Annotated in this window: 16 protein-coding genes; 5 read left to right on the top strand and 11 right to left on the bottom strand. The window is 66.7% G+C overall.

Annotation, left to right across the window (positions count from 1 at the left end; translation table 11 throughout):
- Nucleotides 1–2: 2 nt before the first annotated feature.
- The 4 genes from VFW84_RS14475 to mnmG form a co-directional block, all read right to left on the bottom strand.
- Nucleotides 3–599, bottom strand: coding sequence for a lipocalin family protein (locus tag VFW84_RS14475; protein ID WP_329681165.1), 597 nt, complete (start codon nt 597–599; stop codon nt 3–5).
- Between the two features lie 108 nt (nt 600–707).
- Nucleotides 708–2168, bottom strand: coding sequence for an esterase-like activity of phytase family protein (locus VFW84_RS14470; protein ID WP_329681164.1), 1461 nt, complete (start codon nt 2166–2168; stop codon nt 708–710).
- 83 nt (nt 2169–2251) lie between these two features.
- Nucleotides 2252–2923: a 16S rRNA (guanine(527)-N(7))-methyltransferase RsmG gene (gene rsmG / locus VFW84_RS14465; RefSeq protein WP_329681175.1), complete on the bottom strand. Its 672-nt coding sequence runs from the start codon at nt 2921–2923 to the stop codon at nt 2252–2254.
- Nucleotides 2924–3024: 101 nt separating this feature from the next.
- Nucleotides 3025–5061, bottom strand: a complete 2037-nt coding sequence (gene mnmG / locus VFW84_RS14460) for a tRNA uridine-5-carboxymethylaminomethyl(34) synthesis enzyme MnmG (protein WP_329681163.1) — start codon at nt 5059–5061, stop codon at nt 3025–3027.
- 201 nt (nt 5062–5262) lie between these two features.
- On the opposite strand from mnmG, the gene VFW84_RS14455 reads away from it, so the two are divergent.
- Together VFW84_RS14455 and VFW84_RS14450 are read left to right on the top strand one after the other, a co-directional pair.
- Nucleotides 5263–5871 carry a hypothetical protein gene (locus VFW84_RS14455; RefSeq protein WP_329681162.1) on the top strand — a complete coding sequence of 203 codons (609 nt, stop codon included), beginning with the start codon at nt 5263–5265 and terminating at the stop codon, nt 5869–5871.
- Between the two features lie 147 nt (nt 5872–6018).
- Nucleotides 6019–6270 carry a YkgJ family cysteine cluster protein gene (locus VFW84_RS14450; RefSeq protein WP_329681161.1) on the top strand — a complete coding sequence of 84 codons (252 nt, stop codon included), beginning with the start codon at nt 6019–6021 and terminating at the stop codon, nt 6268–6270.
- Here VFW84_RS14450 and VFW84_RS14445 read toward each other — a convergent pair.
- From VFW84_RS14445 to VFW84_RS14435, 3 genes are all read right to left on the bottom strand, one after another.
- Nucleotides 6242–7312, bottom strand: a complete 1071-nt coding sequence (locus VFW84_RS14445; protein WP_329681160.1) for a sterol desaturase family protein — start codon at nt 7310–7312, stop codon at nt 6242–6244. The genes VFW84_RS14450 and VFW84_RS14445 overlap by 29 nt on opposite strands.
- A 174-nt stretch (nt 7313–7486) precedes the next feature.
- Nucleotides 7487–7897, bottom strand: a complete 411-nt coding sequence (locus VFW84_RS14440) for a YchJ family protein (RefSeq protein WP_329681159.1) — start codon at nt 7895–7897, stop codon at nt 7487–7489.
- An 11-nt stretch (nt 7898–7908) separates the two neighbouring features.
- Nucleotides 7909–8856: a hypothetical protein gene (locus VFW84_RS14435; protein ID WP_329681158.1), complete on the bottom strand. Its 948-nt coding sequence runs from the start codon at nt 8854–8856 to the stop codon at nt 7909–7911.
- Nucleotides 8857–9107: 251 nt separating this feature from the next.
- Between VFW84_RS14435 and VFW84_RS14430 the strand changes: the two genes are divergently transcribed.
- Both VFW84_RS14430 and VFW84_RS14425 read left to right on the top strand, forming a co-directional pair.
- Nucleotides 9108–9533, top strand: a complete 426-nt coding sequence (locus tag VFW84_RS14430) for an RNA-binding protein (RefSeq protein ID WP_329681157.1) — start codon at nt 9108–9110, stop codon at nt 9531–9533.
- 179 nt (nt 9534–9712) lie between these two features.
- A complete protein-coding gene (locus VFW84_RS14425; RefSeq protein ID WP_329681156.1) occupies nt 9713–10138 on the top strand; it encodes a hypothetical protein in 426 nt (141 codons plus the stop codon).
- 7 nt (nt 10139–10145) lie between these two features.
- Here the strand turns inward: VFW84_RS14425 and VFW84_RS14420 are convergent, their stop codons facing one another.
- From VFW84_RS14420 to VFW84_RS14405, 4 genes are read right to left on the bottom strand one after another with little or no spacing between them, the layout of a single operon-like run.
- Nucleotides 10146–10943, bottom strand: coding sequence for an SDR family oxidoreductase (locus VFW84_RS14420; RefSeq protein ID WP_329681155.1), 798 nt, complete (start codon nt 10941–10943; stop codon nt 10146–10148).
- Nucleotides 10940–11554: an LPS export ABC transporter periplasmic protein LptC gene (lptC, locus tag VFW84_RS14415; protein ID WP_329681154.1), complete on the bottom strand. Its 615-nt coding sequence runs from the start codon at nt 11552–11554 to the stop codon at nt 10940–10942. Before lptC ends, VFW84_RS14420 begins: the two co-directional genes overlap by 4 nt.
- Nucleotides 11551–12138 carry a KdsC family phosphatase gene (locus tag VFW84_RS14410; protein ID WP_329681153.1) on the bottom strand — a complete coding sequence of 196 codons (588 nt, stop codon included), beginning with the start codon at nt 12136–12138 and terminating at the stop codon, nt 11551–11553. Before VFW84_RS14410 ends, lptC begins: the two co-directional genes overlap by 4 nt.
- Nucleotides 12138–13166, bottom strand: coding sequence for a KpsF/GutQ family sugar-phosphate isomerase (locus VFW84_RS14405; protein WP_329681152.1), 1029 nt, complete (start codon nt 13164–13166; stop codon nt 12138–12140). The genes VFW84_RS14410 and VFW84_RS14405 overlap by 1 nt, the downstream gene beginning before the upstream one ends.
- 44 nt (nt 13167–13210) lie before the next feature.
- Here VFW84_RS14405 and VFW84_RS14400 point away from each other — a divergent pair, with 44 nt between their 5' ends.
- Complete coding sequence (locus tag VFW84_RS14400) at nt 13211–15241, top strand: cation:proton antiporter (RefSeq protein WP_329681151.1); 2031 nt, start codon at nt 13211–13213, stop codon at nt 15239–15241.
- The last annotated feature ends 26 nt before the right edge of the window (nt 15242–15267 follow it).

Raw genomic sequence — 15267 nt, 5'->3', positions numbered from 1 at the left:
CCTCAGTTCTGAGGCTCGGCCCGCAGCTTGAGCGGGTCGTAGCCCTGCTGCACCAGGGTGGCGCGGATGGCCGCGTCGTCCTGGGCGCTCAAGGTGGGGGTGCGCGAGAGGATCCACAGGAATTGCCGGTTGGGCTCACCCACCACGGCGTACCGGTAGTCGCTGGCCAGCTGGATCACCCAGTAATTGGCCCAGACCCCCGGCACCCAGGACAGCCAGTCAGGGGCAAAGCGCACCTCCAGCTTGGAGGTGACGGGCTTGCTCACCGGCACGCCCAGGAAACGCAGCTGCTTCAGGCGCGCCAGGCCCACCACGCTGCTGGTGCTGCCCTCGGCCGTCTTGCACGCATTGGTGACTTCCACCTGGCCATTGCTCAACAAGGCGTAGTCGGCCGTGGTGTGGCTCACGCACTGCTTCTGGAAGGTGTTGGGGTAATAGGCAATCTGATACCAGCGGCCCTGATAGCGGCTCAGGTCCACGGATTCAACCGCCTTGAGAGCCGGCTGAAGCGCCGCCTGGGCCGGCGCACCGGCTGCCATCAGCGCAGACAGAACCGCGCCAGACCACCAGAGACGCCCTTGCTTGACGAGTGTGTTCATATTGAATACCGTGTGGTTTTAATTGAAACCGTAAAGTACACCATTGAACACACCCTGTCCAGCCGGGGCGCCCCGAAGAGCGATCGGATCCAGCGCCGGGCGAGCGTGTCAGCCGCGACGGCGGCGGGCCCAGGCGCCCACCACCATCAGACCGGTCAGCACCAGGGCATAGGTCTCAGGTTCAGGCACCGGTGCCATCGGGGCCACATAGCCCAGCAGATCCGCTTCGCTGGCCTTGTAGGCGTGCAGCACACCCGGCAGCAGACGGTGATCGCTGCCCAGCGAGGCGGGCGTGCCATTGGCCGTCGACACACAGCCCGTGGTCTGACCCAGCGGGCACTGGATGCTGCTGGCATAGGGGTCGGCATCCCCGAAACGGAAGTAGACATCGAACTGCGTGCCACTGCCGTTCTGGGTCACGCTGTAGTCGTTGTCCGTGCCCGCCAGCATCAGATAGCTGCCATCGGCCAGGCGTGGCCCGATGCTCAGGCCTTCCCACTTTTCCGGCGACTTGCCCGCCGACTCCACCACCCCGTCGCCATCGAGGTCGATGGTGTTGGCATCCAGGTCCAGCACCTTGGCGGACTTGGCCACTTTGGCAAACACAGCCCCGGGCGCATCCAGGTCCAGGTTCGTCACATCCGTGGCACCACTCAGGTCGATGCGGTAGACCTCCTTGTCCGCCGTGCCGAAGGTGGCACCCACACCCACGCCCCGGTTATTGCGCTCCAGCACGAAGAACTCGTGCTCATTGATGGCCACCAGCGCCGAGATGCCCTGCCCCTGGCCGCTGCGCTTCATCTGATAGGCGTACTGGCCCACGGCCTGACCGGTCTGGGTGTCGAACTTGACGATGCGGTTGATCGAGCCGTCCCCACCCCCTTCGTCCAGCATGGCGCTTTGCAGCATGGCGTAGGCGAACTGCCCATCCGGCGTGATGGCCAGACCTTCAAAGCCCCGGTTGGTGCGCTTGCCCAGGGTGTTGCCCGCATCGCTGGCGAAGTTCAGCGTGCCGGCACTGCTGCGGGGCAGCAGGTTGGACGGTGTGGCATAGGTCTTGACCAGCTCACCCGCGCGGTTGAACTCGTACAGCGAAGGGCCGTACTCGTCGGACACCAGGAAGTGCCCATCACGCGGGTTGACCACGAAGCCCTCCGGATCGAAGGCACGGCCCAGGGTGCTGCTGGGCGACGGTGCCATGCCGTTCATCGTCTGGCCGCCACCCTGGGTGAACTTGAGCGTCTGCACGATCTGGAAGTTCGAGATCGCCCCCGTGCTGGCATCCACATCCAGGGTGAAGCGCTGCACGCGGGTGTCGTAGTCCAGCGTGCCGCCGCCCGGGCCACGGTCCGACAGGCCCCACCACTCCTGGCGCTGGGTGTCGTAGTACAGGTCGGAAAAATAACCGACGCGGCCATCGTTGACGCTGCTGCCACCGGACAGATCCAGGGCGGCGCCCGACAGGGCCAGGCCATTGACAAACGAGATCGTGGCCTGAGCCGGTGCGGTCAGGGACAGACCCACCAGCAAGGCGGAAGAGGCGCTCAAGGCGGCACGGAACAGGGACATGGGAACTCCTGGGACAACAAATCCCAGCAGGCTAGCGCCCCCGCATGACCCGACCATGTCAACGGCGTGACAGGACCGTGACCTCAAGCCGATGGCAGGCGCATCCAGACGATGCAGCGCTCCGCATCCAGACCGGGCACCGACAGAGGCTCGATGGCCTCGACCCGCGCCAGCCCCTGCAGTTCCGCCAGCTCGTCCTCGGGCTGCTTGCCCTTCATCGCCATCCAGACACTGGCCGGCGTCAGCAGATGGCGGGTCCAGCGGGTGAAGTCTGGCAGCGAGGCAAAGGCCCGCGAGGCCACCACGTGGAACTCGCCCTTCAAGGCCTCGACTCGGGCATGCTCCCCGCGCAGATTGGGCAAGGCCAGCTCGGCCGCCACCTGGCGGATGAAGGCGGCCTTCTTGCCCACGGTGTCCACACAGGTCACCGCCACCGCCGGGCACAGGATGGCCAGCACCACCCCCGGCAGGCCACCGCCGCTGCCCACGTCCAGCAGCTTGTGGCTGGCGTGCGTCTGCTGGGCCTGCTCGCTGCTCAGCCCCAGGTGGCGCAAGAGCGGTGCCACCACCACCAGGCAATCGGCCAGATGGTGGCTCAGCATGTCCTGCGGGGAGCGCAGGGCCGTCAGGTTGTAGGTGGCATTCCAGCGCTGCAGCAAAGCCATGTAACCGGCCAGTTGCTCCAGTTGCCGGGGGCTCGCCGTGAGCCCCACCTGGGCCAGCACCGCCGGGATGCGCTCAGACCAGTCCGCCATGGACCAGACCGGGTGCGATTCACGCGGTGCCGGGCGAGGCGTACCGGGTGTCGCTGCAGGTCGACGGGTGGCATGGGTTTCACGTGAAACACGAGGCTTGTTCATGCGGCTTCACCCTGCCCTGCGAGCGCTGCATCAACGAAGCCCTTGAAACGCCCCTTCTTCAAGTGGATCAGCAACAGCGAGATCGCCGCCGGCGTCACTCCTGAAATCCGCGAGGCCTGCCCCAAGGTTTCGGGCCGATGGCGCTGCAGCTTCTGCCGCACCTCATGACTCAAGGCCGACACCAGCCCATAGTCCAGATCCTCCGGCAACTGCAGATGCTCATACTGGGCCGCACGCTGGACCTCGTCGTTCTGTTTGTCGATGTATCCGGCGTACTTCACGCTGATCTCGATCTGCTCGATCACGGCATCGGCCAGGGCATCACCCAGGGTCAGGCGCAAAGCCTGACGACTGACGGGCTCGGCTGTTTCACGTGAAACAGCGTCCAACGAGCCGGCCTCCGCCCGCAAGGCGCTCTGACGCGCCTTGGCAATGGCGCCCACCTCCGCCACGGTGTCAAAGCCCACCCCGGGGCGACGCATCAGATCCACCAGGTTGTACTCATGCTCCAGGGCCTTGCCCACCAGGCGCTCGGCATCTGCCGGCGGCAAGGTCGCCGGGCGCACCCAGGTCGTTCGCAAGCGCTCTGTTTCACGTGAAACAGCGTCCCTCTTGCGATTGAACGCAGCCCACCGGGCCTCGTCCACCAGGCCCAGCTCACGGCCCAACTCGGTCAGGCGCATGTCGGCATTGTCTTCGCGCAACTGCAGGCGGAACTCGGCCCGGCTGGTGAACATGCGGTAGGGCTCGGACACCCCCTTGGTGATCAGGTCATCGACCAGCACCCCCAGATAGGCCTGATCCCGGCCCAGGGTGAACGGCCCCCGGCCCTGAGCCTGCAAGGCCGCATTGACACCGGCATACAGGCCCTGGGCCGCCGCCTCTTCATACCCCGTCGTGCCATTGATCTGCCCGGCAAAGAACAGGCCCCCGATGGCCCGGGTCTCAAAGGTGGACTTGAGCTCGCGAGGGTCAAAGTAGTCGTATTCGATGGCGTAGCCCGGACGCAGGATGTAGGCGTTCTCCAGCCCGGGCATGGTGCGCAGGGCCGCCAGCTGAATGTCAAACGGCAGCGAGGTGCTGATCCCGTTGGGATAGAACTCGTGCGTCGTCAGGCCTTCAGGCTCCAGAAAGATCTGGTGCGAGTCCTTGTCGGCAAAACGATTGATCTTGTCCTCGATGCTGGGGCAGTAGCGTGGCCCCACCCCTTCGATGACCCCGGTGAACATGGGGCTGCGGTCAAAACCCGAGCGGATGATGTCGTGCGTCTGCTGATTGGTGTGCGTGATCCAGCACGGCAACTGCCGGGGATGCTGATCGGCCGAGCCCATGAAGCTGAACACCGGCACGGGCGACTGCCCATCCATGCCGTCCCCGGGCTGCTCCGTGCACTTCGAAAAATCGATGCTGCGGCCATCGATGCGCGGCGGCGTGCCGGTCTTCAGTCGCCCTTGGGGCAGCTTGAGCTCCTTCAGCCGGGCCGACAGACTGACCGCCGGCGGATCCCCCGCGCGGCCCGCACTGTAGTTCTGCAGCCCCACGTGGATCTTGCCGTCCAGGAAGGTGCCGGCCGTCAGCACCACGGTGCGGGCCTTGAAGCGAATGCCCACCTGGGTGACCGCCCCCACCACACGCTCACCCTCCACCATCAGGTCGTCCACCGCCTGCTGGAAAATCCACAGCCGCTCCTGGTTCTCCAACCGACGCCGAATGGCCGCCTTGTAGAGGATGCGATCGGCCTGCGCCCGCGTGGCACGCACGGCCGGCCCCTTGCTGGAGTTGAGGATGCGGAACTGGATCCCGCCCTCGTCGGTGGCGGCGGCCATGGCCCCACCCAGGGCATCGACCTCCTTGACCAAGTGGCCCTTGCCAATGCCACCGATGGACGGGTTGCAACTCATCTGCCCGAGGGTCTCGATGTTATGGCTCAGCAGCAGGGTGTCGCAACCCATGCGGGCGGCGGCCAGGGCCGCCTCGGTTCCAGCATGGCCACCACCGACCACGATCACGTCAAATTCTTTGGGATAGAGCATCGATCAGCCTCACGGCAGAAACAAGATGGCGCGACCCACCAGGGCCGCGCCTACGGCGCGAATTATCCAGCACCACGCGCGCGCCTGCCAGACCACACCCACGGGGTGGTCTGGCGATCCGTTACATGCATCACGGACAAACCCCTGGAGCCCAACGCCCGGCGCCCGCCCACAATCGAGGTCAACATACAGGAGGAACCCATGCACAAGACACCCGTGCCCGCGCTGCTCGCATTGGCCATCGGCATGATGGCCGCCACCGCCCAGGCCAGCATCGACACCAACAGCCTGACGTTCTCGGCGACGTCCTCCCCACCAGACTACAACCCATACAACCCCAACGGCGACCCCGCCATGTCCATCCGGGTTCGCCTCACCGACATCAGCTACTACAGCTCACAGTTCACCTACCGCCGCCCGGAGTCCCTCGCCAGCTTGTGGCGCTTCATCCGTGAGATCAAGTACCTGAGCAGCACCGCCAACCTCACCGGGCGCTGGTACATCGTGCAGCCTGGCGACGTCCTCAACGCCGACGCACGCCCCCCAGGGACGCAGCTCATCCCGGCCCATCAGCTCCCGTCCCCCCGCACACCCGGCATGCCCGTCGGGCGTGAGTTCTGGCTGGGCCTGATCCCCGATACGGCCAACACCCCCTCACCACCCAAGCACTACGGCTGGCTGCGCATCCGCTTCGACCTGTTTGGCAAGCCCGTGCTGATCAGCCAGGCCCTGGCCAAGGATGAAGCCGGCATCGTGGTCGGTCAGACCACTTCTTGCGGGCCCTGCCTGAGCACGGGCGCCGCGCCCTGAGACAGAGCGTCCCCTGACTTCAATCTAGGGATAGTGCAGCTCACTTGAGCCCGATAGCATCAGCGGCTGTTGGTAGAGCACTCGCTCAGGGCATCGTATTCAGTCAGGGGGCCCTTTGGGGCAGTGCTGGGCCTACACTTGCGCCGCATGAACTGTCGACCTCATTGTGGCGCCTGCTGCACGGCCCCCTCCATCAGCTCGGCCATGCCGGGCCTGCCCGGAGGCAAGCCAGCCGATGTGCCCTGCCCTCATCTGGATGAGGATCTGCGCTGCCGCCTCTTTGGCCAGCCGGAGCGTCCGGCCGTGTGCGGTTCGCTGCAACCCTCGGCCGAGATGTGCGGGCCCGACCGGGCCCACGCCATGATCTGGCTCAGCGCGCTGGAGCGTGCGACACGTTGACGGCCTGCAATTCCTCTGTCGTCGGCGTGCGCCCTTCCAGCAAGGACTCCGGTGGCACACCCGCCGCCTGGCCCGTCAGGGCTTTCATCTGGGCACGCAGCCCTTCGGTGGTCATGCCCTGGCCATTGGGCGCCCAGCCCGGGGGCATGACCATGTAGCCCAGCGCGTCGATCACATGGCCTCGCTTGAGTGCCCGGCCCACATCCTTGAAGATGTTGGCCCACTCGAACAGGCAGATCCACAGGGCGTTGTAGGTGGTCACCTGCTTGACCAGCCCATAGCGGATGGGCACGTTGTCCTTCTCGGGCACGTAGGTGCCAAACAGACGATCGAACAGCAAGATGGTGCCGCCATAGTTGGCATCCAGGTATTCCACATTGGCGGCGTGGTGCACCCGGTGCGCCGAAGGCGTATTGAAGATGCCCTCCATCCAGCCGAGCTTGGGCACCAGGTCGGTGTGGATCCAGAACTGATAGACCAGGTTCAAGCCATAGGACAGCGCCACCATCTCAGGGGGAAAACCCAGCAGGCACTGCGGCGCGAAGAAGATGAAGGCGCCAGAAATCTTGCCCGTGATGGACTGTCGGAACGCCGCCGCCAGGTTGTACTGGTTGCCCGAATGGTGCACCTGGTGCGACGCCCAGTACCAGCGGATGCGATGGCCCGCACGATGCATCCAGTAATAGAAGAATTCGGTGGTCAGGAACATGGCCACCCACATGAGGACCACGCCGCCGGTCATCTCACGGACCTGCGCCCAGTCGAACACCCGATGCTCGTAGCACCACATGCCAAAGGGGATGGACGCCCCCAGCACCGCGCCCATGGGGATGGCCTCGACCACCAAGCGCCAGCCATTGATGCGGATCGTGGTCCAGAAGGCCGCCCAGTCGTAGCGCTCACGGCGGGGAAAGCGGTTGATGATGATGCCCTCCAGGGCCGTGATGGCCACGGCCAGCCCGCCCAGCCACAGCATGAGCACGCGGGTTTCATCAAGGTTGTGCCAGTACGCCGCCAACTGCTGCGAAATCGTGTCCAACATGGTCTGAGTTCTCGTTTCCTTACAACAGGTGCACCATAAGGATTTCAGCGCCATTTGTCTCTCGGGGAAGCCCTTTGCAATGGGCGATCACCCCGCGTTCACGGGGCCGAAAGGCGCCGCAAATGCACACGATTTGACGCCGCGCAAAGCCGGCGAGCTGGCCCTAGAAAGGGATCAAGGCGCGTCCAGGGCTCTCACATAGCGCCAGACACCGTCTTCACGCACAAAGCGGCTGACTTCCTCCAGACGATGGGCACGCCCCCCGATCTTGTAGCGCGCGACAAAGGACACGGTGCCCTCGTCCTCCCCCGTCAGGCGTGCCTCGCGCACCGTCAGGCCCAGCCACTTCAAACCGGGCTCCGGCGGCTCGATGGCCGCAGGCCGCTCGCTGGCATGCCAGGTCTCCAGCAGATAGGGCCGAAGGTCCTTGACGAAGGCCGTGTAGCGGGAGCGCATGAGCGACTCGGGATCGGGTGCCTGACCTGCCTGCGGCCCCGCGTGGTAGCGGCCGCAGCACTGCGCGTAGCTCGCTGGGCGACCGCAAGGGCAGGCATCGTCTGGGGCAGAGGAAGGGGTTCGACTCATGGCGGGCCACATCATGGCACGATGTCGTCGGCCGCCCGGCTCGGGGCCGGCGTCACCAGGGCCAGGTAGATCTCGCACACCCCGCGCAGGTAGACCAGCGTGGGCAGCACCAGGGCCAGGGCGAACACCACCCCGCCCCCCACCAGGGCCGCGACCGTGTGCGCCATGGCCGACTTGGGCACCACGGCCGGGTTGATGCTGTGCAGGCCATGCCCGAACAGGCCGGCCATCAGCACCTCGGGAGGCACATCCACCCCGAGCAGCCAGACCGACACCTCGGCCATCAGCCGCCCGCCGGTGAACACCACAAAGCTCACCGCCGCGCCCACCAGGGCCGTGACCAGGCTGAGGCCCACCATCAGCACCGCCGCCTGCAGGACCCGGGCGCGCATGAACCACCACAAGGTGCGCACCGCCTGCCACGACGAGGCCCCGGACCACACGGTCGGCCCGGTCAGGGGCCCCACCACAGCCCCTCCCACAAGAAACAGCAGCCCCAGCACCACCACCGTGAAGGGCACGACCAGGGCATACAGCCAGGGTCCGACCACCGGCAGGTCGGACAGCCAGAACAGCCCGAGCAGACCCGCCAGCACCACGGCAACCCCCGCCAGCACCACCGCCAGGGCCAGAAACACCCGGTGGCCGATGCCCAGGGCATCTTCCACGGCGTCCATCACCGAACGGGGCGGCACACCGCGCGCCCGATCCATCAGGAGCAGCCCAGCGGCATTGCTGCCATAAAAAGCGATGAACAGCGCCGCCGCCCCCTGCCCGACCGCCCAGACCAGATCCTCGCGCCCCAGGGAGGCCTGAGCCGTGGCCGCCGCCAGCCCGGCGCCAGCAAAAGAGGCCAGCAAGACATACATGGCGCGCCCATCGCGCACCGCCTCGATGCTCGACAGCACCCGGACAAGGGCGCGCCACCAATCGAATGGGCCAGGGGAATGGGGGGGCATGGGAAGGTGCGGCATGGAGGCTAAATCTTAGGGGCTAGCCCTAGGTGAAAGTGAGGGCGAGGTGCAACACCTCGCCCAGGTGCTTGACATTTGCAAACGAATTGACTTGATCTCAGCACACACATGTATGGATCAAAAAGAATATTGCACTCATAATGGGGGCCTGTGTCTGGTAGCGGCGCCTTCGATGGAATGGGTCCCGATGGTTGAAAGCTCCACATGGTTATTTAGATAGATAGGAGCTCCTTTCCATGAGCAACAACAAGCTTTACGTAGGCAATCTGGCCTACAGCGTCCGCGATCAGGACCTGCAAGACGCTTTCGGCGCCTACGGCATGGTTCAATCGGCCAAGGTGATGATGGACCGTGACACGGGCCGTTCGAAGGGTTTCGGCTTTGTCGAAATGGGTTCGGACGCTGAAGCACAATCTGCCATCAACGGCCTGAATGGTCAGCCTCTGGCTGGCCGCTCGGTGGTGGTCAACGTCGCTCGTCCCCGTGAAGAGCGTCCCTCCGGCTTCCGTAGCCCCTACGGCGGTGGCCGTGAAGGTGGTGGTGGCGGTGGTGGCGGCTTCGGCGGCGGCCGTCGTGAAGGCGGCGGCGGTGGTGGCTTTGGCGGCGGCGGTCGTCGCGAAGGCGGCGGTGGCGGCTACGGCGGTGGCCGCGGCGGTTACTGATCGCCAGCCCAACCCGGCTGTCTGAACAAAACGGTGCCCATGTGGCACCGTTTTTCATTGGGGGATCCCGGGTCTTGCTTAGCAAACACTTACACAGCACCTGTCATCGTGTGGCATCGTCCTGGCGTTGACAATGAAAGGGGTGACATCCATGCCACCCCGTACCAAGGAGCAAGCACATGAAACGCATTCAACAACTGGCCCTCGCCCTGGGCACCGCCCTGTGTGGTCTGGCTCAGGCCGCCGATGTCGGCGTGTCCGTGTCCGTCAACCAGCCCGGCTTTTACGGTCGCGTCGAGATCGGTGACCGGCAACCTGTGCTCGTCTACCCCCAGCCCGTCATCATCCAGCAAGGCCCCGTGGCCCGCGTGCAACGCCCGATCTACATGCACGTGCCTCCCGGCCACTACAAGCGCTGGGATCGCTATTGCGCCCGCTACCGCGCCTGCGGCCAGCCGGTGTACTTCGTGACCCAGCCCGTCATCGTCCAGCCGGGTCGTGGCGGCTACCACGACCGTGACGATCGCTATGACCGCCGTGACGACAGGCGCGATGACCGACGCGATGACCGTGGCGGCAAGGGCCGACACCACCACCATCACTGATCTGTGATCACGGACGCCGCCGCTTCTTGCGGTGGGTCTGTGCGCCCACCAGGGCATCGAACAGGGCCCTGGGCAGGGCCCGCAGCAGGGCGTACACCACGCCCATCTGCCAGGGGATGACCTTGAAACGCACACCGCGCTCGATGGCATTCACCGCCTGCCGGGCGAACACCTCGGGGCGCATCAGGAAAGGCATGGGGTAGTCGTTGTCCTGCGTCAGTGGCGTGGCCACATACCCTGGCGCCAGGGTCACGACCCGCACCCCTGCGGGCGCCAGCTCGCCCCGCAGGGTTTCACACATCTGCACCACGGCCGCCTTGGTGCCGCAATAGCCGGCATGGCCCGGCAGCCCACGCGCCGCCGCCACGCTGGCAATGCCGACCAGGGCGCCCTGGCCGCGCGCCACCATGGGCTCGATGAAGGGCTGAAAGGTCGCGGCCACGCCCAGCACATTGGTCTCGTACAGGTCGCGCAGCACGCCCAGATCCTCGGCGTAACGCAGATCCACCCCCACGCTGATGCCGGCATTGGCAATCACCACATCGGGCAGGCCCTGGTGCGCCAGACACTGGCGGGCCACCTCGGCCATGTCCTCGTCGCGGCGAACGTCCGCCCCATAACTGCAGGCCTGCTCCTGCGACCAGCCCTGCTGCGCGATCCAGTCCTGCAGGGCGGCCTGACGCCGCGCCACCAGGGCCACCCGCCAGCCTCGGGCCACATACTCGGCCGCCAGGGCCTGGCCGATGCCGCTGGACGCGCCGGTGATGAGCACCAGGCGCCGGTGCGTGCCGACCCCAGCCCTCATGGCGGCGTTACCCGGTAGGTGCCCGTCACACGCCCCCCCACCACCGACACGCCCGCACGGGCATCGTGACGCAGGCTGCTGCCGCGCAACTCACCGGACGGACTGCTCAGATGCACCGGCCGATGGGAGCTCAGCACATGGTGGGCCATGTCCACCTTCAGGGCCTCCCCTTCAAACACCAGGGGGCCGGCCATGCCCGAGCCGGGTGCGGGCGTGGCCACCACGCGCGCACTGCCCAGCAGGTCCACGACGTCATCGCGCCCGGTATAGCGCCCTTGATGCGCCCGGGCCTGCACGGCCTGATTCTGCGGATTGCGAGCCACCAGCTGCAGATCCTGCACCTCCAGGCGATCGCCCTCGGAGAAATGGCTCATGGCCGCCCCTCGCAACAGGGACACGCGCTGGCCCTGGACATCGAAGCGCTCGACCGTGGCGCCCATGAGCTCATAGTCGGGCGCCGTGGCCGGCGGCTCGTGACGCGCTGCGCCCCCCGTGCCCGGCGCGGACTGCACCAGCCACCAAGTGTAGCCCGCCAGCCCGCCCAGGACCAGCAAGGGCAGGGCCGCCTGGAACTGGGCCACCAGCACCACAACCGGACGGGGCCACTTCATGCGCGTGCTCCCGGGGCCGTGGTGTCGAGTGTGGTCAGATGACCATGCAGCAAAGCCTCGTAGTGTCCTGAGGCCTGCAGCAGCAGGTCACAGCATTCCCGTGCCGCCCCCTGCCCGCCCATCAGGGCCGTCACGTGGTGGGCCGCTGCGCGCACCTCCGCGTGGGCATTCAGCGGTGCACAGGCAAAACCCGCCCGCAACAGCAAAGGCAGGTCGGGCCAGTCGTCGCCCATGGCCGCCACCTGGGGCCAGTCCAGGCCCAGCGACTGCAGCAGAGGTTGGGCCGCCGCCAGCTTGTCGTGGGCACCAAACACCGCGTGGCTCAGGCCCAGATCCGCCAGTCGCCGACGCACGGCGGGCGAATCCCGCCCCGTGATCACGATGGGGGTGATGCCGGCGCGGGCCAGCAACTTGAGCCCGTGGCCATCCAGGGCATGAAAGGCCTTGAGGGTCTCGCCATCGGCGCTGATGAAGATGCTGCCATCGGTCAACACCCCATCGACATCAAAGATGCAGGCCCGGATGCCGCGCGCCACGGTCAGTGTGGCCTCGTCAAAACGCAGGGCAGAGGACAGGCTTCGCATCAGATCACCTTGGCACGCATCAGGTCATTGGTGTTGAGCGCGCCCACCAGCACGCCCTGGGCGTCGACCACCAGCACCGTGGTGATGCGTCGCGCCTCCATCAGGGCGACCGCCTCGGCCGCCAGCAAGTCATCGCCAATGGTGGCCGGGCGGGGCGTCATCACCTCGCGGGCCGTGGTGTCACGCAGATCCACCCCCGCCTCAATCTTGCGGCGCAGGTCACCGTCGGTGAAGATGCCCAGCACATGCCGGGCCGCATCCACCACGGCCGCCGCGCCCAGCCCCTTGGCACTCATCTCGCGCATCAGGTCGCCAAAGCGGGTGTCCGGGCCCACGGCAGGCACGGCCTCGCCCGCGCGCATCACGTCGCGCACATGGGTCAGCAGGCGGCGGCCCAGCGAGCCCCCCGGGTGCGAACGTGCGAAGTCCTCGGCCTTGAAGCCACGGGCCTCCAGCAGCACCACCGCCAGGGCATCGCCCAGCGCCAGCTGGGCCGTGGTGCTGGCCGTGGGCGCCAGGTTCAGCGGGCAGGCCTCCTGGGCCACGGCACTGTCCAGCACGATGTCGGCATGGCGGGCGAGCGACGACTCGGCCTTGCCCGTGATGGCGATCATGGGCACCCCCAGACGCTTGAGCACCGGCAGCAGGCCCGTGAGCTCCTCGCTTTCACCGGAGTTGGACAAGGCCAGTACCACGTCCGACGGCGTGACCATGCCCAGATCGCCATGGTGGGCCTCGGCCGGATGCACGAACATGGCCGGTGTGCCGGTGGATGCCAGCGTGGCCGCGATCTTGCGCCCGACATGGCCGCTCTTGCCCATGCCCATCACCACCACCCGACCCGGGCAGGCCAGGATGCAATGCACCGCCGCCAGCAAGGCCCGACCCGGTGCGCCCGCCAGGCGGTCGCGCAGGTCCAGCAAGGCCTGAGCCTCGATCTGCAGGGCGCGCTGGGCCAGGCCCAGCAAGGCCTGCGCGCCGGGGGTTTCGGGCAAGGTCGCCTGATCAGAAGGCAGGGGTTTGGGCATGAAGGTGTGTCCACACAGTAGGATCAGGGGATTCTAGGGACAACATGGCCTCCACGCTCGACCTCACCCTGCTCTATCTGTTCGCCGCCGTCATCGGCGTGGTGATCTGCCGCCTCCTCAAGCTGCCCCCCATGCTGGGCTATCTGGCCGTGGGCGTGGTCATCGGCCCCAACGCCCTGGCCCTGGCCAAGGATTCCGCGGGGGTGCGCTATCTGGCCGAGTTCGGCGTCGTCTTCCTGATGTTCGTGATCGGGCTGGAGTTCAACCTGCCCAAGCTCAAGAGCATGCGCAAGCTGGTCTTCGGCCTGGGCTCCAGCCAGGTGATCCTGACCATGCTGGCCACCGTCGCGGGCTTCGGCCTGCTGAGCCTGGGCATGGCCTGGGCCGGGCTGGACGACAAACACCCCAATGGCCTGCTGGGCTGGGGCCTGAGCTGGTCCAGCGCCATCGCCCTGGGCGGTGCCTTGGCCATGAGCTCCACCGCCATCGTCGTCAAGATGATGGCCGAGCGCCTGGAGCTGGACGCCGAACACGGTCGCCGGGTGCTGGGCATCCTGCTCTTTCAGGATCTGGCCGTGGTGCCTTTGCTGGTGCTCATCCCCACCCTGGGCGCCAGCGGCGCCGACCTCACCATGGCCCTGCTGATCGCCACCGTGAAGGCGGCCGTGCTGCTGGGCCTGCTGCTGGCGGGCGGGCAAAAGCTCATGCACTGGTGGCTCACGCTGGTGGCCCGGCGCAAGAGCGAAGAGCTCTTCATGCTCAATCTGCTGCTGGTCACCCTGGGCCTGGCCTGGCTGACCGAACACGCCGGCCTGTCCCTGGCCCTGGGCGCCTTCGTGGCCGGCATGCTGGTGGCCGAGACCGAATACAAGCACCAGGTGGAAACCGACATCCGACCTTTCCACGACGTGCTGCTGGGCCTGTTCTTCATCACCATCGGCATGAAACTGGACTGGCGGGTCGTCTTTGAGCACTGGATGCTGGTGCTGCTCCTGTCGACCCTGCCGGTGCTGTTCAAGTTCACCATGGTGGCGGGCCTGGCGCGCTGGTTTGGCGCCTCCAGCGGCGTGGCCTTGCGCACCGGCCTGTACCTGGCCCAGGCCGGCGAGTTCGGCTTCGTGCTGCTGAGCCTGGCCAGCGACCACCACCTGATCGCCCAGCGGGCCCAGAGCCCCCTGCTGGCCTCCATGGTGCTGTCCATGATGGCCACGCCGCTGATCATCCTCTACAGCAACCGCATCGTGAACCGCCTGTCGTCCACCGACTGGATGATGCAGTCCCTGGCCATGACGAAGATCGCCTCCAAGGCCATCAACACCGATCGCCATGTGCTGATCTGCGGCTACGGGCGCAGCGGGCAGAACCTGGCGCGCATGCTGGGCATCGAAAAGATCCCCTACATCGCCCTCGATCTGGACCCCGACCGCGTACAGCAGGCCACCGCCGCCGGGCAGAACGTGGTCTTCGGGGACGCCACCCGCTTGCAGAGCCTGAGCGCGGCGGGCCTGGCCCGCGCCAGCGCCGTGGTCATCACCTGGCCCAGCGTGCCGGCCGCCCTCAAGATCCTGGCCCTGGTCCACCAGCAGGCACCTCAGGTGCCGGTGGTGGTGCGCACCATCGACGAATCCGGCATGGACGCCCTGCAGGCCGCCGGTGCCAGCGCGGTGGTGCCCGAAGCCATCGAAGGCTCGCTCATGCTGGCCTCTCAGGCCCTGGCGCTGGTGGGCGTGCCCATGCGGCGCGTGATCCGCCTGGTGCAGGACCAGCGTATCGCCCGCTACGGCCTGCTGCGCGACTACTTTCACGGTGCGGACGACGACTCCGTGGACGAACTCGATCTGCAACGCCTGCAGGCCGTCACCCTGGGCGAGGACGCCGCCTGCATCGGCCTGACGCTCGGTGAGCTCCCCCCCATGCTCCAGGAGGTGGCCGTGGTGTCTCTGCGACGCGCCGAAGGCGCCGTGCTCCATGCCTCACCCGGCCTGCGCCTCCATGCGGGCGACACCCTGGTCCTGTCAGGGCGACCTCAGGCCCTGTCGCGTGCAGAACACACGCTGGTCAACGGTGCACCCTGACTGACAAGTCGCCGAGGGCCGTGCAC

Origin of the sequence: Aquabacterium sp. (genome assembly GCF_036279655.1) — a bacterium.
In the GTDB taxonomy this organism is placed as follows: domain Bacteria; phylum Pseudomonadota; class Gammaproteobacteria; order Burkholderiales; family Burkholderiaceae_C; genus Aquabacterium.
This window is presented reverse-complemented; position numbering and strand designations above follow the sequence as displayed.